This is a genomic window from Micromonospora sp. KC606, assembly GCF_004348675.1.
Lineage (GTDB): Bacteria > Actinomycetota > Actinomycetes > Mycobacteriales > Micromonosporaceae > Micromonospora.
Window position 1 is genome coordinate 1 of record NZ_SMKN01000112.1, and the last position, 19,081, is coordinate 19,081.

The window sequence follows — 19,081 nt, forward strand, 5'->3', positions numbered from 1 at the left end:
TGTTGGAACTGGCCGTGTTCGTGGGGGTGGGGCGGGCGATCGGTTTCGGGTCGGCGGTGCTGCTGGTGTTCGCGGCGTCGCTGCTGGGGCTGGTGTTGCTGCGCCGCGAGGGGATGCGGGCCTGGCGTGGCTTCCGGGAGTCGGTGCAGTCGAGGCAGCCGCCGGGGCGGCGGGTGATCGATGGTCTGGTGGGCCTGCTGGGGGCGTTGCTGCTGGCCACGCCGGGCTTGGTCAGTGGCCTGGTGGGGGTGTTGCTGCTGGTGCCGCCGGTACGTGGGCTGGCCCGTGCCGGGGTGCGGCGTGGCACCGAGCGGCGGGTGTCGTCGATGGTTGCCGGTGACCTGTTCGGGCCGCGGACGGTGCGGGTGCGCCGGGGCGACCCGCAACCGTCGTCGGGGCCGGCCGGGCCGGCGGTGGTCGATGCTGGCCGGGCCGTGGAGGGTGAGGTCGTGGAGGGTGAGGTCGTGGAGGGTGAGGTCGTGGAGCCGCGGCAGAGCTGAGTCGGACACGGCGGGTGCGGACCTCCTGCAGTCGCTCGGCGAGGATGTCCTCCAACTCGGCGATCGAGCGGCGCTCCAGCAGCATGTCCCAGTGGGTGCGCGGCGGCTTGGCCTTCTTCTGCTCCGGCTCGGTGCCGTCGACCAGTCGGGCGACACTGCCGTCGAACTTGCACTCCCAGGTCGTGGGGACCTCGGCGTCGACGGCGAACGGCACCTCGAACTGGTGGCCCTTGGCGCACAGGTACTCGCGGGTCTGACGCGGCGCGAGCTCCGTGTTGCGGTCGGATTCGTAGCTGACCGCGCCCAGACGGCTTCCGCGCAGCATACGCTCGCCCATGATCGACTTCCCCTCGTTCGGTGCTGGTCTTCTCGGTGTAACGGCCCGTCGCCACCGGGGCATTCCCCGCCCGGGTGGCTGATCCGGCCCGGTGGCCCCTGCAAGGGTAGCTGGCCATGACCTGAGCCCGGCGGGGTCGTCCCGGCCGGGTCGAATCGGATGCGTGTTTCGGCGCTCACCGGGCATGTTAACCGCCGCACGCGTGCGGGAGGTGACGATGCCCAGTGACACGCCGGCCGGCGCCCGGCCACCCGGCGGGAAGACCTTCTTCGGTCATCCGCGGGCGCTGTCGACGCTGTTCCTCACCGAGATGTGGGAGCGGTTCAGCTTCTACGGGATGCGGGCCATCCTCGTGCTGTACCTGACCGCGGCCGTCGCCGAGGACGGGCTCGGCATGCGTGAGTCGACGGCCAACGCCGTCTACGGCACCTACAACGCGCTGGTGTACCTGATGGCGCTGCCCGGCGGATGGGTCGCCGACCGGCTGATCGGTGCGCGACGCAGCGTGCTGTGGGGTGGTGTGATCATCGCCGCGGGGCACTACGTGATGGCCGTGCCCACCGGCTGGAGCGTCTTCGCCGGCATGGCCCTGATCGTGCTCGGCACCGGGCTGCTCAAACCCAACATCTCGACCATGGTCGGCGACCTGTACGAGCGGGACTCCCCGCGCCGCGACGCCGGGTTCTCCATCTTCTACATGGGAATCAACCTGGGCGGGTTCATCGCCCCGTTGGTCTGCGGGTTCCTCGGCGAAAAAGTCAACTGGCACCTGGGATTCGGAGCCGCCGCGATCGGCATGACCTTCGGCGTCGCACAGTACGTCATCGGCCGGCGCCACCTCGGCGACGCCGGAGCCCGCCCCGCCGACCCGCTGCTCGGCGCGGACCGGCGCCGCGCCCTGACCCGCGCCGGCATCGGCGTGGCGGCGCTGCTGCTGGTGCTCACCGTGCTCGCCGTGGCCGGGCTGTTCACCGTCAACTCCGTCGTCAACCTCCTCACCGTCGCCATCATCGTGATCACCGTCGGTTACTTCGCGCGGATCCTCACCGACCAGGAGATCAGCAGCACCGAACGCAGCCGGATGAAGGCGTACCTGTGGCTGTTCGTCTTCGCCGCCTCGTTCTGGCTGATCTACGACCAGGCCGGATCGGTGCTGAACATCTTCGCCGCCGACAACACCGACCGCGACGTGCTCGGGTTCACCTTCCCGGCCTCCTGGCTCCAGTCGGTCAACCCCATCCTGATCATCGTCGGGGCGCCGTTGTTCGCCTGGCTGTGGCTGCGCCTGGGTCACCGCGTCTCCACCCCGGTGAAGTTCGCCGTGGGTCTGGTCCTCAACGGCCTGTCGTTCGTCCTGATGGCCGCCGCCGCGCGGGCCGCCGTCGGCGGGGACCTGGTCTCTCCGTGGTGGCTGGTCGCCGTGTTCGCCATCCAGGTCGCCGGTGAGCTGTCGCTGAGCCCGGTGGGCCTGTCCGCCACCACCAGACTCGCCCCGGTCAAGTACGCCAGCCAGATGATGGGCCTGTGGTTTCTCGCCACCGCCGTCGGCGACGCCGTCGGTGGCCAGGTAGCCCGGCTCGCGGAGACCTGGCCGGCGCCGACGTACTTCCTCACCTTCGGACTGGCGTCGGTGGCGTTGGGCGTCGGCGCGGTCATGTTCAGCCGGCACGTGTCCCGGTTGATGGCCGGCATGCACTGACCCGTCGGCGCGACGGTCCCGGCCCGCCCGCGGGCGATAGCATCCCCGCCATGGCCCCCACCACCAGCGTCCACCCCGGCGCCTGCCCGCTGGACTGCCCGGACACCTGTACCTGGCAGCTCACCGTCACCGACGGTCGGGCCGTGGCCCTGCGCGGCGACCCCGACCACCCGTTCACCCGGGGGGCGCTCTGCGGGAAGGTCAATCGATATCTCGACGCGGTCAACGGCCCCGACCGGCTCACCACACCGCTGCTGCGGGTCGGGCCGAGAGGGGCCGGGCCGGTGGCGTACCGGCCCGCCTCGTGGGACGAGGCGATCGAGCGGGTCGCGGCAGGGCTACGGGCCGCCACCGACCGGCACGGCCCCGAGTCGATCCTGCCGTACTACTTCGCCGGCACCATGGGCTTCGTGCAGGGCTGGACGATGGGCCCCCGGCTCTTCGCGCACCTCGGGGCGTCCCGGCTGGACACCACCATCTGCACCGCCGCCGCCCGCGCCGCCCTCGGCTCGCTCTACGGCGGGTCTGTCGGCTTCGAGCCGGAATCCATCGTGGACGCCAGGCTGATCCTGTTGTGGGGCGCGAACCCGTTGTCGACGAACCTGCACCACTGGCCGTTCGTCCGCCAGGCGCAGCAGCGCGGGGCGTATGTGGTGACCATCGACCCGCTGCGCACCGACACCGCCGCCCGCAGCGACGAGCACCTCGCCCCGCTGCCCGGCACCGACGCCGCCCTCGCCCTCGGACTGATGCGGCACATCCGCGACGTCGGCGGCGCCGACCGGGAATGGCTCGCCGCGCACACCACCGGCTGGGACCTGCTGGAGGCCCGCCTCGATCGGTGGCCGGTCGACCGGGCCGCCGCCGAGTGCGGCCTCGACCCCGACCTGGTACGCCGGCTCGGCGCGCGGATCGCCGCCACCCGACCCACCGCCATCCGTATCGGCTACGGCCTGCAACGGCACGCCGGCGCCGGCCAGGCGGTCCGGGCCATCGCGGCGATCCCGCTGGTCACCGGCGACTTCCGGCACCCGGGGGGCGGCGCCCTCGCGGGCGCCTCCGGACACCACCGCATCGACCCCGCCCGGGTGGCCCGGCCAGCCGGCATGCCCACCCCGCCGGCCCGGTCGATCAACATGAGCCGGCTGGCCGACGCGCTCACCGGCGCGGCCGACCCGCCAGTGACCGCGCTGGTGGTCTTCGACGCCAACCCGGCCGCCACCGTCCCCGACCAGAACCGGCTACGTCGCGGGCTGACCCGGGCCGACCTGTTCACCGTCGTGCTGGAACAGCGGTGGACCGACACCTGCGACTACGCCGACGTGGTGCTGCCGGCCACGATGCAGCCCGAACACCTCGACCTGCACACCTCCTACGGCCACCACTACGCCACCCTCAACCTGCCCGCCACCGTCGCGCCGGGGCAGGCGCTGCCCAACACGGAGATCTTCCGGCGGATCGCCGCCGCCCTCGGCCTGGACCATCCCCGACTGCGCGACACCGACGAGGACCTGGCCCGGCAGCTGCTGCACGGCAGCGGCCTGCGCTACGAGGACCTGGTTCGAAACACCTACGCCCGGGCCACCGGCGTCGACGTCGGCACGGCACCGTACGCCGCGGGCGGGTTCCCCACCCCCGACGGGCGGGCCCGCCTGCACGACCCACGGCTGGCCGCCCACGGCGTCGACCCACTGGTGGGCTACACCCCGCCCGCCGAGGCCGGCGACGCCGAACTGGCCCGCCGTTTTCCTCTCGCCCTGATCTCCCCGGCCGGCCGGTACTTCATGAACTCCACCTTCGCGTCGCTGCCCTGGCACCGCGACCGCACCGGCCCACCGCGCATCCACCTACACCCTGTCGACGCTGCCGCCCGAGGCTTGGCCGACGGCGACCGGGCCCGGGTGCGCAACGACCGGGGCGCCTTCCTCGCCACCGTCGCCGTCGACGACGCCACCCGCCCCGGCCTGGCATTCACCTACAAGGCGTACTGGGCGCGACTGAGCCCGGGCGGCAACACCGTCAACGCCGTCACCGCCGTGCGTGACACCGACCTCGGCGGCGGCCCCACCTTCCACGACACCCGCGTCGAGGTCGAGGCCGCCTCGGCCGGTGCCTGCGGCGGCGATTCCAGAGGCGACGGCGCGGACCTGCCACGGTAGCCGCGGGCCGGGCACGGTCGGCCTACCCGTGACCGGGGCTCACCGGGCGCCGGGCGGCCCGCAGTTCGGCGATGACGGTGGTGGGCCTGCCGACCACGGCGCCGGCCGCCAGCCGGTCGGTGAGCGGCAGCCGGGCCAGGACGAGTGCGGCCCGACGCAGCCGTAGCCCTCCCCGGGTCGCCGGCACGAACCAGCGCGCGCTCCTGCGTGCCGTTCGCTGCCGGTCGAGGACCACCGGGCGTAGCGCCCGCTCGTATGAGGCCAGGGCGGTCTCGACGCTGTCGCACCGGACCAGTTCCTCCCCGAGGACGTACGCTCCGGCGACGGCCAGCGAGGCGCCCTGCCCGGCCAGCAGGGAGACCGCATGGGCCGCGTCGCCCAGCAGCACCACCCGGCCCCGGCTCCACGACGGCACCTCGGCCTGCGCCACCTGGTCGTAGTACACCTGCTGCGGGGGTGGGCAGGCGGCCAGCGCCGCAGGCGCGATCCAACCGAGTGACCCGTACTCGCGGCGCAACGCGGCGCGGGCGTCGACCGGCAGGCCCGCATCGTCGGTGCGCTGCACGGCGAACACCGCGACGCGGCTGCCGTGCAGCCCGTAGAAGCCCATCGCGCGGTGCGGCGTGTCGGTCATGCAGAACCGGCCGGCGATGTCGGCGTGTGCCGCGGGGTCGTCGAACGAGAAGGCCGCGGTGTGGTACCCGAGGTGGCGCAGGAAGTGGTGCTCCGGGCCGAAGACCTGGGCCCGCACGGTCGAGTGGATGCCGTCGCAGCCGACGAGCAGGTCCGCGTGCAGGGTGCTGCCGTCGTTCAGGGTGACCGTCACGCCGTCGGCGCGGTTGTCCACCGCCGTGATCGTGCTGGCGTGACGCACGGTGACGTCTGCCGGCAGGTGTTCGCGCAGCGCCCGTTCCAGGTCCGGGCGCATCAGGCTGACCAACCGCCCGCCCACCGCCTTGGCGAACTGCCCGTACCCCAGGCCGGCACGTCGGCGTCCCAACTCGTCACAGTACGCCAGCTCCTCGACGTGGTAGCCCTGCGCGCGGATGCTCGGCAGCAGTCCCATTGCCTCGGCGGCGTCGTACCCGGGCCCGAAGAAGTCCATCATGTAGCCGCCGGTGCGGGGGCCGGGCGCCTTCTCCAGCACGGTGACCTCGGTGCCCGACGAGCCGAGCCGCTGCGCGAGGGCCAGCCCGGCTATTCCGGCCCCACAAATGATCACCTTCATCGTGCGTCCTCCGATCCTGGCGTCACCAGCCTGCGCAGCACGGCGGCGAGAGCGTCGCCGGACGGACCCGCCACCAGCGCGCGGTGCAGTAGCACGCCGTCGATCGCGGCGGCGAGCACGGCCGCGGTGGCCTCGGGGTCAGGCACCGCGTGGGCGGCCAGGCGCTCGGCGAGCTGCCCACGGAACAGCCCGATCGCCTCGCCGAGCGCCTGGCGAAGCCGCTCGTCGCGGGTCGCGGCCAGGTATGCCTCGACGAACAACACCGATGTCGGGTCGGTGCCGCTGACGGTGTCGAGCGAGCCCCACAGCGCGGTCAACACCTCGCTCGCGGTGTGCGCGCCGGCCAGTACGGGGCCGGTCTGCGCGGCCAGCGACCGCGCCGCGTCCACGGCCGCCTCGACGAGCAGCGCCTGGACCGAGGTGAAGTGGTAGTGCACCAGTCCCGGCGCGACGCCGGCCCGTTGCGCCAGCACACGGGTGGTCACCGCCGTCCAGCCGCGCTCCACGATCAACTCTGCCGCTGCCCGCAGCAGGCGCTGCCGCACCTCCTGCCCGCGCTGCGCCGCCGTCACCACGCCACCCTCCTTGGTCGAATGCCCAAGGCGACTGTACTGGGCAGTTGACCAAAAAGGAAGGTGTGCGGGCCTTCCCGACGGGGAGTGACGCCGCCGGGCGGCTCAGCCGGCCTGGGTGGGGGTGCCCCACCGGGCCAGCGCGGCGGCCAGGTGGCTGACCTGGTCGGCCAGCTGCGCCGCCCGCCGCTCGGCGGCATCCCGGTCGGCCTCCGCCGCGCGCAGGCGCACCTCCAGCTCGGCCAGGCGGGCCCTGGCGGCGGTGCCGGCCTGCCTGACCGTCGCGAGCTCTGCGGCAACCGCGTCACGCTGCCCGGCCACGGCCGCCAGCTCCTCGCGGGCCCGGGCCGAGACCGCCGCCGATTCCTGGCGGGCCCGCTCGACCTCCTGGCGGGACTCGTCCGCCGCGGCCCGCGCGACGTCGGCCTCCCGTCGCGCCGCCTGCGCGTTGGCGCCAGCTCGGCGGGCGGCCTCGGCGTGCCGCTCGCCGTCGGCCCGTGCCGCCGCTGCCTGCGCCGTCGCCTCGTCGGCCCGGCGGCGCGCCGCCTCCGTCGCCTCAACGGCCCGTTGCAGGTCGGCGCGGGCGCCGTCCCGGGCGGCGGTCAGGTCGGCGGCGCGCTGCCGCTCGGCGTCCCGCTCGGCGCGAAGCGTCCGCACCTCGTGGCGGGCGGCATCCCGGTCCCGTTCGGCCTGCACTCGCAACGCCTCGGCGGCGCCGGCGTCGTGGCGGGCGGCCTCCCGGCCCGCCTCGGCCGTCTCGGCGCGGCGGGCGGCGTCGGCGGCGCGGGCGTCGGCCTGCGCGGCGCGGGCCAGTGCGGCATCGCGGTCGGCGAGCGCGGCGCGCGCCTCGGACCGGGCGCGCGCCGCCTCGGCGGCGGCGGTCTCGGCGTCGGCGCGGGCGTCGTCGCGCTCGGCATGGGCCTGGGCGACCTGCGTGGCGGTCTCGGCGCGCAACTGGGCGAGCTGCCGCTCCACCCCGACCGGGGACAGCTCGGCGTGCAGGGCCTCGGTCAACGTCTCGACGATCTGGTCGAGCCGGTCCACCGCCTCCCAGGTGCGGGCGACCTGACCGGGCAGGCCGGGGGCGTTGCGGTGGCGCATCCGCGAGTTGCGCGACGCGCGCTGGCAGGCGCCGTCGTTGTCCTGGCAGTAGCGGAACGGCCGGCCCGCGCCGGCGCGTTGGGGCACGTCACGGCCGCAGTGGGCACACGGTCGGGTGTCGGCGGGGGCGGGCTGGGCGTCCATCGAGGCGGAAGTCTAGTGCGGGTCCGCCCCCGCGTACGCCATGAACCGCACCCCGCCGTCGCCACCTGCGCCATGCCGGCCCTCGTCGCGAGCTCCTGGATCGTCTACTCCATCCGTGCAGTGCTACCCGCGGCGGAGCGTGGTGGCGATGATCTCCGAGCTGTCGGCGTACAGGGCCTGCGCCGCCGTCTGCCCGGTCGCCGCCAGGTAGGTGTCGACCAGCCGGTTGCCGGCGGCGTAACCGGCGCCCATCGGCAATCCCACCGGGGTGAGGCCGAAGCGCTCGGCGCTGGGGTCGCCGTGCACCCAGGCGGTGAAATTGTGCATGCCGGTCACGTCGAGCCCGGTGAGCACCTTGGCGAAGACTTCGTCGTCGTGCAGGTGTGGCACGCCGATGCGGGTGCGGCCGAGCTCGTCGCCGTGGAGCTGACGGGCGAAGGCGTCGGCCAGGCCCTCGGAGACGATGTGATCGCCGACCGTGACGGTCATCGGGTCCCACACGATTCCGCCCGGGCCGAACCGCAGGTTGTGGTGGAGTTCGTGCACGGCGGTGGCCTCCAGCCGCTCCACGTTCTCGGGGTAGGGCCAGAGCGTGATCATGATCTGGCCGGAGATTCCGCCGAACCCGGTCGTTCCCTGACATGGGCCCATGAAGTGCTCGTCACCCGGATCGCCGAGCACAAGCAGCACGGTGATGTCCGGGGCCTCCAGCCCGGGCGTCGCCTCCAGCAGAACGGCGTGAGCGTCGTCCAACGCGCGTTGCATCCGCTCCCAGGCCCCGGCCGCCGCCAGGGTTTCGACCGCGTCCAGGCAACGCGCCTCGTCGCGGTCGATGGGGAACCCGGACGCTGCCAGGTGCATGGCCACCAGGTCGACCTCGCCGGGGTGGTAGCGGAACATGCCCATGATGGGCTCCAACATCGAACGCAGCAGATCAACGCGGTCCGCAGCCGGAGCCAGCATGATCTGCCTCATGGCGGAGTAGGTGTCAAGAACAGTGATCGACATGGCCCCGATGCTAGAAACTGACGTAGCGTCAGGGTCAAACCAGCGGCGCGCCGCGCCCGGCCTGCGGTCACGTCAGCGGTGTGCCGACTCGCTGTCGGCGACCCGGAGCACGGGCGCGAGACGTTGCCCGGTCACGCCCGGCCCCGCAGGGTGACCTCGACCGGCGCGCCGGCGACCAACGTCGTGGTCGTGGCCCCGTGCGGGGTACGCACCTCGACGGTCTGCGGGACCGCCGACACCAGCCGTACCCGGACCAGGCCCGGCGCCCAGGACAACTCCTCGACACTGAGCCGCCCCGGCAGCGTCACCCCGCGCAGCGTCCCGCGCGTCAGGCCCGGCGGCACGGCCGGCAACAGCCGCACCAGTCCCGGCCGGGGGGCGTGCACCAGCGTCTCGACCAGCACCGCCGGCAGCGCGTGCGCCGCGTCGGCGTTGTAGGTGACCAGTCCGGGGTTGTGCGAGCTCATCAGCGACTGGAAGAACATGTCGTTACCGAGGATCTTGCACAGGTTCACCCCGACCAGGTCACCATCGTGCAGCCGGGCCGCGACCAGGGCCCGGTGCAGGCTGCCGTGCGCGGACAGATTCTCGTCACCCCGCAGCATCAGCGCCCGGTGCGCGGCCGTGGCCAGCTCCGGCGTGCCGTCGGGGTTGATCTCACCCAACGGCCACACCGGGTACAGGTGGCTGACGTGCCGGTGGTCGTCGTCGGGGCGGTAGCCGGGCCAGGCCCACTCGGCGAGCGCGCCGCGCTCGTCGACCCGGTACGCGGGCAGCCGGCCCCGCAGCTCGTCCCACCGGTGCGAACCCGTCACCTCGGCGGCGACGCGCAGCGCGTGCCGGGCTGCGGCGAGGTCCATCGTGGCGTTGACCGTCACCGGCGCGGGCTGCCCGTCGGCGTCGGGCGGCCCCGTCTCCACCGAGTACGACGGCACCAGCGCCACCGCGCCGTCGACCTCGGTGACGACGTCGGTGAAGAAGTCCGCCGCCTCCGCCAGCCAGCCGGCCACCTCGCCCAGCGGCTCCCCGGTGACCAGATGGTGTTCGTACAGCGGGTGCAACAGCCAGTCCGCGCCGGCCAGCCAGGCGGCGAACGGCCAGTCAGGGTGAACGTGGAACAGGTGCCCGTGCTCGCCGTCGGTGCGGCTCGGCGCGAGCAGGCCACGAGCACCGTAGATCGCCTGCGCGTTGCGCCGCCAGTCGTCGACCTGGCCGGCCACCAGGCGGGCGTGCGCGGCGGTCACCTCCGGCAGGGCGCCGATGTTCGCGCCGGCCAGTTGCAGGTTGAGGTTGGCGTCGGTGGTGAAGTCGCCCGCCCAGGCGGCGTCCCACGACCCCAGCCACAGCCCGGTCAGCCGGGGCGGCAGCACCCCGCTGGCGCTGAGCAGCAGGTACCGGCCGGCGTGGAAGAGCCGTTCCAGCAGGGCCGGTTGCGGCACGTCGGGGTCGGCGAGTTGCCGGGCGAGCAGCTCACCGACCGGCAGCTCCCGGTCCTCGGCCGGCACGCCCAAATCCAGGCTGACCCGCCGGTACGGCCCCGCGTGCAGGGGCAGGTGCCGGGCCAGCAGCCGGTCGTAGTCGGTGTCGGCGGCGGCCAGCCGCTCCTCCAGCTCACCGGTGCGCCACCGGGGGCTGTCGACCCGGTCGAGCGCGGTGGTCAGCAGCGCCGGGCCGTGTACCGCCACCCGGTCGCCGAGGACCTCGACGTCGCCACGTAGCAGGGTCACCCCCTCGAAGCCGTACGCGCCGCCGGCCTGCGGGTAGTGGCCGCGTACCCGCAGGAACACCAGATCACCTCGCCGGTACGCGACGCATTCGTAGCGCACGTCGTCCGGGCGGCCGGGTAGGTCGCCGGTGGCCCCGACCGTGCAGGCGCCCAGGTCCAGCGCGGTGACGACCAGCGCGTCGGCGCGGGAGACGAACGACCGCCGCCGCCCGCCCGCCCACTCGACGACGACCTGACCGGTGTCGAACTCGGTCGACCGCCGGTAGTCGACCGCCGGACCGGGCTGTGCCGCGTCGATGGTCAGGGCGAAGCCGGGGTGAAACGACTGTGTCCACTCCAGTGCGCGGCCGCCGGTGAGCAGCCGGGCCGCCTCGGCGCGCCGGCCGGCCAGCACCAGCTCCCGGATGTGGGGCATCCGGGCGGCCAGCTCCGGCGGGCGGGCGTCGTGGGTGCCGTTGGGCAGCACGAACCGGTGGTGGTTGACGATGATCCGTTCCGCGTGCGGGTCGCCACACACCATGATCCCGTACTCGCCGTTGCCGGACAGGAACGCGTCTTCCCAGCTCGCGGCGGGTGTCGGCGCCCAGATGCGATGGGCTGGGGGAGGCAGGTCGTCCGTCATCGACAGGTCCCTTCGCGTGGTCACCGGTCGCCGCCGACACCGACGACCGGGGCGGCGGCGGTGCTGTCGCGGACGGTCAGCCGGGGCGCCAACAGCGTCGCCTCGGGCCCCGCCTCGTCCCGCAGCTTGCCCATCAGCAGGGTCACCGCCTGCCGCCCGACCTCCTCGGCGGGCACCGGCACGCAGGTCAGCGCGGGGCTGCTGCGCGCGGCGAACTCGTCCGGGCAGATGGCGACCACCGAGACGTCGCTGGGCACCCGCCGGCCCAGCGTCGGCAGGGTCGCCAGCACCGGCCCGACCGCGGCCTCGTTCTGCACCACCAGACCGGAGACGTCCGGGTGGTGCTCCAGCAGGTCGGTCAAGGTGCGCCGCACGTCGATCGCGCCGTCCTCGCAGGGCAGCGTCACCACCTGCACGCCGTGCCGGTCGGCGGCCTCCCGCACCCCGGCGCGGGTGCGGTGCGCGAAGCCGGTGCCGCGTTCGTAGACGGCTGCCGGCGCGCCGAGCAGGGCGATGCGACGGTGGCCCAGCCCGGCCAGGTGCCCGACGCACTCCGCACCGGCGCCGTGGAAGTCCAGGTCCACGCAGGTCAGCCCGGCCGGGTCGGCGGGGACACCGATCAGCACACTGGGCAGGGCCAGTTTCCGCAGCAGCGGCACCCGCGGGTCGTGCAGCTCCACGTCCATCAACAGCACCCCGTCGACCAGGGCGCTGGCGGCGATACGGTGCAGTCCGGCCGGCCCCTCGTCGGAGGTGACGAGCAGGACGTCGTGGTCGTAGCTGCGGGCGGTCGTCACCACGGCGGTGGCGAACTGCATCACCACCGGCACCTGCATCCCGGCGCGCAGCGGCAGCACCAGGGCGATGACGTTCGCTCGCCGGCTGGCCAGCGCGCGGGCTCCCGCGTTCGGGTGGTACCCGAGCAGCTGGACGCTCGCCAGCACCCGGCTGCGGGTCAGCGCGGAGATGGCCCGCTTGCCGCTGAGCACGTACGACACGGTGCTTGCTGCCACGCCGGCGTGCCGGGCGACGTCGGCGATGGTGACCTGACCGGGCGACGGGCGGCCCGCCGTGGCGGTCACGACCGCCGTCCGGCGACGGCTTCCGGCCGTGGGCCGTCGGCGCGGTGCCCGCCCCGCACGGTCAGCGCGCCGACCAGCCGGATGTCGCGGGCGGACCGGCCGACCATCAGGGTGTGCGTGGCCTCCTCCACCACGAACCCGCCACGGCTCTCGTCCCACCAGCGCAACTCGTCGGTACGCAGCCGCAGCGTGACCGTGCGTCGCTCACCGGGGGCGAGGCTGACCCGGGCGAAGTCCCGCAGCTGACGCAGGGGCTGCTTGACCCGGGAACGACGCTGGCGGGTGTAGAGCTGCACGACCTCCTCGCCGGCGCGGGGGCCGGTGTTGGTGACCTCGACGCGCACCTCGACCTGCTCTCCGGCGGTCACCGCCGTCGCGCTCAATCGAAGATCATCGTAGTCGAACCCGGTGTAGCTGAGCCCGTGGCCGAACGGGTACAGCGGATCCCCACGGTGGTACAGGTAGGTGGTGTCAGCGCCGATCACGTCGTAGTCGAGCAGGTCGGGCAGTTCCGCCGCGTCGGCGTACCAGGTCTGGGTGAGCCGGCCGCCCGGCTCGGCCTCGCCGAGCAGTACCGCGGCCAGGGCGTTGCCGTGTTCCTGCCCGCCGTGCGCGGACCAGAGCACCGCCGGCAGGTGCTCCTGCGCCCATCCGACCGCGTACGGGTAGCTGCTGGTGACCACCAGCACGGTGCGCGGGTTCGCGGCGTGCACGGCACGCAGCAGCGCCTCCTGGGCGCGGGGCAGGGCCAGGTCGACCCGGTCCTCGGTCTCCCGCCCGTTGACCATCGGATGGTTGCCCAGCGCCACCACCGCCACGTCCGCCGCGGCGGCCAGCGCGGCGGCCTCGGCGGCGCCGTCGGCGATCAGTTCGACGGCGAACCCGGTCGCGGCGGCGGCGGTCGGCGCGTCGGCGCGCAGCCGGCCCTCGGCGTCGACGGTGACGTACCGGTCGGTGGCGAGGTGGTGCAGCAGGGTGGTGCCGTCGGGGCCGGGCCGGAACCGGAAGGTCTCCCGCACCACCCATTCGCCCGGTCCGGGCCGGTCGTTGGCGAGGGCGCCGTTCTCGGCGGTGACACCGAGGTGCCGGCCGTTGGACACCGCACGCAGCGCCAGGATGTCGCGTCCCCAGTCGAACACGTCGAAACCAGTGGCCTGGGTGCCGAGGGTGAGCGGGCCCCCGTCGGGGGTGTCCGGGCAGTGGACGTACCGGTCGCCGACCCGCAGCGTGATCCGGTCCGCCCCGCAGTGGGTGGTGACGACCGGCAGCCGCTCGGCCAGCCCCTGGCGCAGGGTGACCGCGTACGGCAGGGTGCCGCTGTACCAGTCCTCGTACACCGCGTCGGCCAGCGGCCCGAGCACCGCCACCCGCGGCGCCGGCGCGGCGTCCAGGGGCAGCAGCCCGTCGTTGCGCAGCAGGACGACCGACTGCCGGGCGGCCTCCCGGGCCAGTTCCCGGTGCGCCGGGCAGTCGATCACGTCGAGGGGGACGTCGGCGAACGGGTCCTCGTGCGGCGGGTCGAGGTCGCCGAGGCGGATCCGGACGCTGAGGATGCGCCGGACCGCCCGGTCCACGTCCGACTCGGTGATCAGGCCACGGTGCAGCGCCTCGGTGAACCGGTCGACGGTGGGTGTGGGGTCGGCGTCGTCCTCGGTGACGTTGTCGATGCCGGCGCGCAGCGCGGCGGCGAATCCCTCGACGTGGTCGGGCAGGTGGGCCTGCAGGCCGGCGATGTTACCCACCGCGCCCGCGTCGCCGACCACCATGATCTCGTCGGGAGCCCAGCCGCGCAGTTCACCGTCGATCAGTGGGCTCAGGTGCGCGGGCACCCCGTTGACCAGGTTGTACGAGGCCATCACGGCGACCGCGGCGCCGGTCTCCAGGGGTTCCCGGTACGCGGGCAACTCGTACTCGTGCAGCACGCGGGGCGACAGGTCGCTGGAGGTGGTGGCCCGGTCGGTCTCGTTGTTGTAGGCGAGGAAGTGCTTGACGGTCGGCGCGGTGCGCAACCGGTCGGGGTGGTCGCCGCGCAGGCCCCACGCGTAGGCGGTGGCCAGCCTGCCGGTCAGCCACGGGTCCTCGGACCAGCCTTCCTCGTTGCGTCCCCACCGGGGGTCGCGCAGCGGGTTGACCACGGGGGCCCACACGTTCAGCCCGACGTGCTGCGGGTCGGCGTGGTGCTTGGCGCGTACCTCGACACCGACGGCTGTGCCGATGGCTCGTACCAGGTCGGGGTTCCAACTGGCGGCAAGGCCGACGGCCTGCGGGAAGACGGTGGCCGGGCCGAGCCAGGCCACCCCGTGCAACGCTTCGGTGCCGGTGCGGAAACCGGGCAGGCCGAGGCGGGGCACCGGCGCCTGCCACTGGTGTAGCAGGCCGACCTTCTCTGGCAGGGTGAGCCGGGCCAGCAGGTCGTCGATGCGGGCTCGGGTGGACGGGACGGGGCTGTCGGTCATGGTCGCGTACCTTCCATGGCTCGCGCGGCGTCGCGTCGGATGATCGTCGAAGCGCTTCGACGATCATCGTGGGAGCGCGCGCGGCAGTGCGGTGGGGGTGGTGGCGGTCGCCGACCCGGGGAGCGGTGAAGCGCTTCGACGACTGCGGCAAATCTGCCGCCCCGTGTGCCCGAGCGACGGGGCGGCCGTTCGAGGTTGGCACCACCGCCCCGGCCAGGTCAAGAGTCGGTGCCCACCCAACCGATCTTCGTCGACCTTCCGGGCGGCGCAGTCACCCCGCACCGCCCGGAAGACGAGCGGATCAGCGCACGGGCAGCCGTCCCGACTCGACGGTGGCCAGGGCGACGGTGGCCCCGCCGAGGGCGGTGGCTGTCGCGCCGAGGCGGCTGGCGTCGAGGCGGCAGCCGCCGGCTTCCGGCGCGAGGGTGCGGGCGGCGAGCTCCGCCCGGGCAGCCGGGAGCAGCCAGGGCGCGAGGACGGCGAAGTGCCCGCCCACCGTCACCGCCTGTGGGTTGAGCACATTGGCCAGGATGGACACCCCATGGCCGAGGTGTCGGCCGATCTCCGCCAGCCCGGCCAGGACGTCCGGATCCTCCTGGCGGGCCAGCGCCCGCACGCGCTCGATCTCCGGCAGCCAGTCGATGATCGGCCCGTCGGCCTCGGCGTCGGGTAGCAGCCGGCGGACGACCGCGGGCAGTCCGATCAGCGCGGCCAGGCACCCGCGTCGCCCGCACCCGCAGACCGGGCCGCCCGGATCGACCGGGACGTGCCCGATCTCGCCGGCGAAGCCCCGAGCGCCGCGGAGCAGCCGGCCGCCGGTGAGCACCCCGGCGCCGACGGTGACGCCGCCGGTGAGGTGGACCAGGTCGGCAGTCCCCGCGTACGCCCCGTGCCGCTGTTCGGCGAGGACGGAGAGGTTTGCGTCGGTGTCGACGGCGACGGCGAAGTCCGGGTCGCGCAGCGCGGCGCGCAGCTCGGCGGCGACCGGGACGTCGCGCCAGTTCAGCGCGGCGGCCAGCGGCACCGCGCCGGCGGTGTCGACCAGGCCCGGCACTCCCACGGTCAGGCCGAGTACGGTGCGTCCCTGCCCGGTGATCCGGCTGATCGCCCGGCCGGCCAGGGTGGCCAGCGCCCGGATGGTGTCGGCGGGGGCGGCTGACGGGGCGGCGAACGCGCGACGCCAGGTGAGCAGCCGGTTGCCGCCCAGGTCGACCGCGACCACCATCAGTTCGTCGGCGCCGATCTCCATGCCCAGCGCGGCGTACGGCTCACCGTCGAGGACGAGCATGGTGGCCGGCCGGCCGACCCGGTTCTCGGTCAGCCCGGTCTCCCGTAACAGCCGGCGGTCGATCAGCTCGGTGACCAGGCTGGAGACGGTGGCCTTGTTCAGCCCGGTGTGCGCGGCGATGTCGGCGCGCGAGCAGGGCGCGTGCCGACGTACGTGCCGTAGCACGACCGCCCGGTTGGTGACCCGCACGTCGCCGAGGTCGCTCGGCTGCGGTTCGGTCTGGATGTCGATCACGATCTGTCCGCTCCCTGCGCTGACGCTGCGCCATCCCGGTGCGCGTCCATCATCGCGTACCGCGGTGTCCCGGCCTGCCGGCCGCGGTGTGGTCACCGCTGTTCGTGGGACGGATCACCGTCGATGAGATTTGTTAGGTTGGTTTCCCAACTAAATAATTCTAGCCGAGCGGCCGGGCCCGGCAAACCGCGGCGGTGCCCGCGGGGGTTGCGCCCGCCACGGTCACCGGGGCGGGCGCCCGCGTCGGGGGTCAGCGGGAGAACCACTCCTCGAACGGTGCCACCGGCACGACCTGACCGTTGAGCAGCAGCTGGCGAGGGGCATCGGCGCCCACCACGCTCACCCTTCGCACCACCAGCGGGCCGATGGTGCGCACCCGCAGGGTGTCCCCGTCGCGTTCCGCCTCGACGACCGTGTCGCCGTCGGTGTCGCGGATCACCGTCCGGCCGTCGACACCACCCCAACTGACCAGGTCGACATCGTGGAACGGCCCGTCCCAGATCCGGTCGGCCGGCGTGACGACCGGGACCAGCGCGCCGTGGCGGACGTAGAGCGGCAGCCGGTGAATCGGCACGGTGACCCGCAGGTGCCGGCCGCCGGGGTGCCGCTCGCCGGTGGCCACGTCCACCCAGTCGTCGCCGACGGGCAGGTAGACGTCGCGCCGTCCGGACGGATCGAGGACCGGGGCGACGAGCAGATCGGTGCCGAGTCGGTACTGCAGGTCGCTGGTCCACGCCGTCGGATCCTCGGGGGTGTCGACCAGCAGTGCCCGCATCATCGGCGCCCCGGTGCGGGCCGAATCGACCGCCGCCGACCACAGGTACGGCAGCAGCCGGTAGCGCAGCCGCAACGCCGCCACCGCCTCCCGCTCGGCCTCGGTGGGGAACTCCCACGGCAGTCGGCTGGTGGTGCCGTGCAGCCTGACCAGCGGCGACAACGCCCCGAACTGGGTCCACCGCACGTACAGGTCCGGTTCCGGCGTGCCGTGGAAGCCGCCGGTGTCGTGGCTCCAGAACGGCACCCCGGACAGCCCGTGCGACAGCCCGCCACGCAGGGTGCTGGCCAGGGCCGGCCAGGTGGCGTTGACGTCGCCGCTCCACTGCGCGCTGTGCCGCTGCCCGCCAAGGTACGACGAGCGCGCCCACACGGTCCGGTGCCCGGTGACCTCCTCGGTCACGTCGGCGACCACGTCGTTGAACATCAGCGCGTACACGTTGTGCAGTTCCAGCCCGGTCATCCCGTTGTGGGCGACCGCGTCGACGGGCACCCCCTCGGCGAAGTCGGTCTTGAACACCGCCGCGCCCTGCTCCAGCAGTGGCCGCAGCAGGCCCTGGAACCAGCGCACCGCCGCCGGGTTCGTCAGGTCCACGATGGCGCTCGCCGGGTGGCTGCCGTGCCACACGTCGGCCACGTACGTCGTGCCGTCCGGGCGGCGCAGGAAGTAGCCGGCCTCGGCCGCCTCGGCGTACAGCGGGCTGTCGGTCATCAGGTACGGGTTCATCCACAGGCACACCCGGAAGCCCTGGTCGGCGAGGGTCTTGAGCATGCCAGCCGGGTCGGGGAACGCCTCGGAGTCCCAACGCAGCTCAGACCAGCGGCCGGCGACCTGCCAATAACAGTCCAGGTGCAGCACGTCGCAGGGAATGCCCCGCTCGCGGATCAGCCGCGCCCGTTCCAGCACCCGCTGCTGGCTGTCCGGGAAGAATCCCGAGGAGATCCAGGCGCCGAAGGCCCACTTCGGCGGCAGGTACGGCCGGCTGGTCAGCGCGTCGAAGCGGTCGAGCACCTGCGCCGGCGTCGGCCCGGCCAGCACGTAGTAGTCCAGCAGGTCGTCCGGGACGAGGATCTGCACGCTGCTGTGGGTGGACTGGCAGACGTCGAACTCCACCGGCAGCCCGCTGTCGACCAGCACCCCGTAGCCCCGGTCGGACAGGTAGAACGGCACGTTCTTGTGCGAGCGGTCGGACTCGCCGCCGAAGGCGTCGAAGTTCCACATCAGTGCCCGCTGGCCGCGCTTGTCCAGTGGGGTGAACTTCTCACCGAAGCCGACGAAGTGTTCGTCGCCGGGTGCGACAAAACTCTCGTGCCAGGCGACGGGCGTGCCGTCGGCGGTGGAGCGTCCGAACGGCAGGGTGCGTCGCCGACCGCTGATGTCCTTGGTGCCCGGGTCCTGTTCGACCAGGAGCCGTCCGTCGGCGTCGCGGAACCGCACCCGCCACGGATCGAGGGTGATCTCGGCGACGACGGCCCCGGCGTCGACGGTCACGGCGCCCCCGTCGACGGCCACCACGGCGGGGTGGGCGGCGGGGTGGACCAGCGGCAGTGCCCGTGCGGAGCGGCTGCGGGCGTCGAGGTCCTCGGCGAGGCGTACCCGGATCACGCCTTCACCGGCGGCCTCGACGCGGGCGGTGAGGGTGCCGCCGTCGGAGGTGGCGGCGGTGAGGGTGACGCCGTGCGGGTCAGTTCCGGCGACGGTGGCCCGGTCGACGATGACGGCCCCGTCCTCACCGGGGCCCCGCACGGGCAGGTCGGGCGGGTCGGCCACGAAGGTCTCGTACGGGACCAGGGGTGGACGGTAGGGCATGGCGTCTCCTCAGGGTACGGGCCCGGCGCTCCCGCCAGTTTCTTTGGCTTCCCAACAAACTGTCAATGACGCCCCGCACCGTCCGCCTCCTCATTCCTCGTTGACATGGACAAACCCGGTCCATAATTTGGACGCCTACCCAACAAAGTGATGGGATGTGGGTTATGTGGGGCGACGGCCGGCTCTGCTTCGGCGGGGACTACAACCCGGAGCAGTGGTCGCCGCAGGTCTGGCGCGAGGACGTCGCGCTGATGCGGCAGGCCCGGGTCAACCTCGTCACCGTCGGCGTGTTCGCCTGGTCACGCCTCGAACCGGTCCCCGGCCGGTACGCCTTCGACTGG

General features: G+C 73.6%; 13 protein-coding genes and 1 pseudogene. 4 read left to right on the plus strand and 10 right to left on the minus strand.

Annotated elements, in window-relative coordinates; genetic code table 11:
- Positions 1-2 precede the first annotated feature (2 nt).
- Complete coding sequence (locus E1193_RS19965) at positions 3-500, plus strand: FxsA family protein (protein WP_243707793.1); 498 nt, start codon at positions 3-5, stop codon at positions 498-500.
- A 7-nt stretch (positions 501-507) separates the two neighbouring features.
- Here E1193_RS19965 and E1193_RS19970 read toward each other — a convergent pair.
- Positions 508-837 (minus strand): annotated as a pseudogene (locus E1193_RS19970) (RNA polymerase-binding protein RbpA); the annotation flags it as partial.
- A gap of 217 nt (positions 838-1,054) precedes the next feature.
- On the opposite strand from E1193_RS19970, the gene E1193_RS19975 reads away from it, so the two are divergent.
- Positions 1,055-2,536 carry a peptide MFS transporter gene (locus E1193_RS19975; protein WP_132184714.1) on the plus strand — a complete coding sequence of 494 codons (1,482 nt, stop codon included), beginning with the start codon at positions 1,055-1,057 and terminating at the stop codon, positions 2,534-2,536.
- A 50-nt stretch (positions 2,537-2,586) separates the two neighbouring features.
- The gene (locus tag E1193_RS19980) at positions 2,587-4,695 is read left to right on the plus strand and encodes a molybdopterin oxidoreductase family protein (protein WP_132184715.1); all 2,109 of its coding nucleotides are present in this window, start codon (positions 2,587-2,589) and stop codon (positions 4,693-4,695) included.
- A gap of 22 nt (positions 4,696-4,717) precedes the next feature.
- Here the strand turns inward: E1193_RS19980 and E1193_RS19985 are convergent, their stop codons facing one another.
- The 9 genes from E1193_RS19985 to E1193_RS20025 all read right to left on the minus strand — a co-directional run bounded on the left by E1193_RS19985 (position 4,718) and on the right by E1193_RS20025 (position 18,740).
- Complete coding sequence (locus E1193_RS19985) at positions 4,718-5,923, minus strand: FAD-dependent monooxygenase (protein ID WP_132184716.1); 1,206 nt, start codon at positions 5,921-5,923, stop codon at positions 4,718-4,720.
- On the minus strand, positions 5,920-6,498 hold the full coding sequence (locus E1193_RS19990) for a TetR/AcrR family transcriptional regulator (protein WP_132184717.1): 579 nt from the start codon (positions 6,496-6,498) through the stop codon (positions 5,920-5,922). The genes E1193_RS19985 and E1193_RS19990 overlap by 4 nt, the downstream gene beginning before the upstream one ends.
- Before the next feature lie 102 nt (positions 6,499-6,600).
- Complete coding sequence (locus E1193_RS19995; protein WP_132184718.1) at positions 6,601-7,740, minus strand: hypothetical protein; 1,140 nt, start codon at positions 7,738-7,740, stop codon at positions 6,601-6,603.
- A gap of 123 nt (positions 7,741-7,863) precedes the next feature.
- Positions 7,864-8,748, minus strand: a complete 885-nt coding sequence (locus E1193_RS20000) for a DUF2268 domain-containing putative Zn-dependent protease (RefSeq protein ID WP_132184719.1) — start codon at positions 8,746-8,748, stop codon at positions 7,864-7,866.
- A gap of 131 nt (positions 8,749-8,879) precedes the next feature.
- Positions 8,880-11,096 (minus strand): glycoside hydrolase N-terminal domain-containing protein, encoded by a 2,217-nt coding sequence (locus E1193_RS20005; protein WP_132184720.1) that lies wholly within the window; start codon positions 11,094-11,096, stop codon positions 8,880-8,882.
- 20 nt (positions 11,097-11,116) lie between these two features.
- Positions 11,117-12,178, minus strand: coding sequence for a LacI family DNA-binding transcriptional regulator (locus E1193_RS20010; protein WP_132184721.1), 1,062 nt, complete (start codon positions 12,176-12,178; stop codon positions 11,117-11,119).
- On the minus strand, positions 12,175-14,634 hold the full coding sequence (locus tag E1193_RS20015; protein ID WP_132184722.1) for a glycoside hydrolase family 3 C-terminal domain-containing protein: 2,460 nt from the start codon (positions 14,632-14,634) through the stop codon (positions 12,175-12,177). Before E1193_RS20015 ends, E1193_RS20010 begins: the two co-directional genes overlap by 4 nt.
- A gap of 301 nt (positions 14,635-14,935) precedes the next feature.
- A complete protein-coding gene (locus E1193_RS20020; RefSeq protein WP_132184723.1) occupies positions 14,936-16,156 on the minus strand; it encodes an ROK family transcriptional regulator in 1,221 nt (406 codons plus the stop codon).
- Positions 16,157-16,406: 250 nt separating this feature from the next.
- Positions 16,407-18,740: a TIM-barrel domain-containing protein gene (locus E1193_RS20025; protein WP_132184724.1), complete on the minus strand. Its 2,334-nt coding sequence runs from the start codon at positions 18,738-18,740 to the stop codon at positions 16,407-16,409.
- Positions 18,741-18,895: 155 nt separating this feature from the next.
- Between E1193_RS20025 and E1193_RS20030 the strand changes: the two genes are divergently transcribed.
- Positions 18,896-19,081, plus strand: a 186-nt coding sequence (locus tag E1193_RS20030; protein WP_207922770.1) for a beta-galactosidase, incomplete at its 3' end; no start/stop codon positions are given.

Bases quoted from the DNA above. Each gene is read 5' to 3' on its own strand.
- E1193_RS20000 (WP_132184719.1), bottom strand. From the start codon at position 8,748: ATGTCGATCACTGTTCTTGACACCTACTCCGCCATGAGGCAGATCATG.
- E1193_RS20005 (WP_132184720.1), bottom strand. From the start codon at position 11,096: ATGACGGACGACCTGCCTCCCCCAGCCCATCGCATCTGGGCGCCGACA.
- E1193_RS19995 (WP_132184718.1), bottom strand. From the start codon at position 7,740: ATGGACGCCCAGCCCGCCCCCGCCGACACCCGACCGTGTGCCCACTGC.
- E1193_RS19975 (WP_132184714.1), top strand. From the start codon at position 1,055: ATGCCCAGTGACACGCCGGCCGGCGCCCGGCCACCCGGCGGGAAGACC.
- E1193_RS19980 (WP_132184715.1), top strand. From the start codon at position 2,587: ATGGCCCCCACCACCAGCGTCCACCCCGGCGCCTGCCCGCTGGACTGC.
- E1193_RS20025 (WP_132184724.1), bottom strand. From the start codon at position 18,740: ATGCCCTACCGTCCACCCCTGGTCCCGTACGAGACCTTCGTGGCCGAC.
- E1193_RS19985 (WP_132184716.1), bottom strand. From the start codon at position 5,923: ATGAAGGTGATCATTTGTGGGGCCGGAATAGCCGGGCTGGCCCTCGCG.
- E1193_RS20015 (WP_132184722.1), bottom strand. From the start codon at position 14,634: ATGACCGACAGCCCCGTCCCGTCCACCCGAGCCCGCATCGACGACCTG.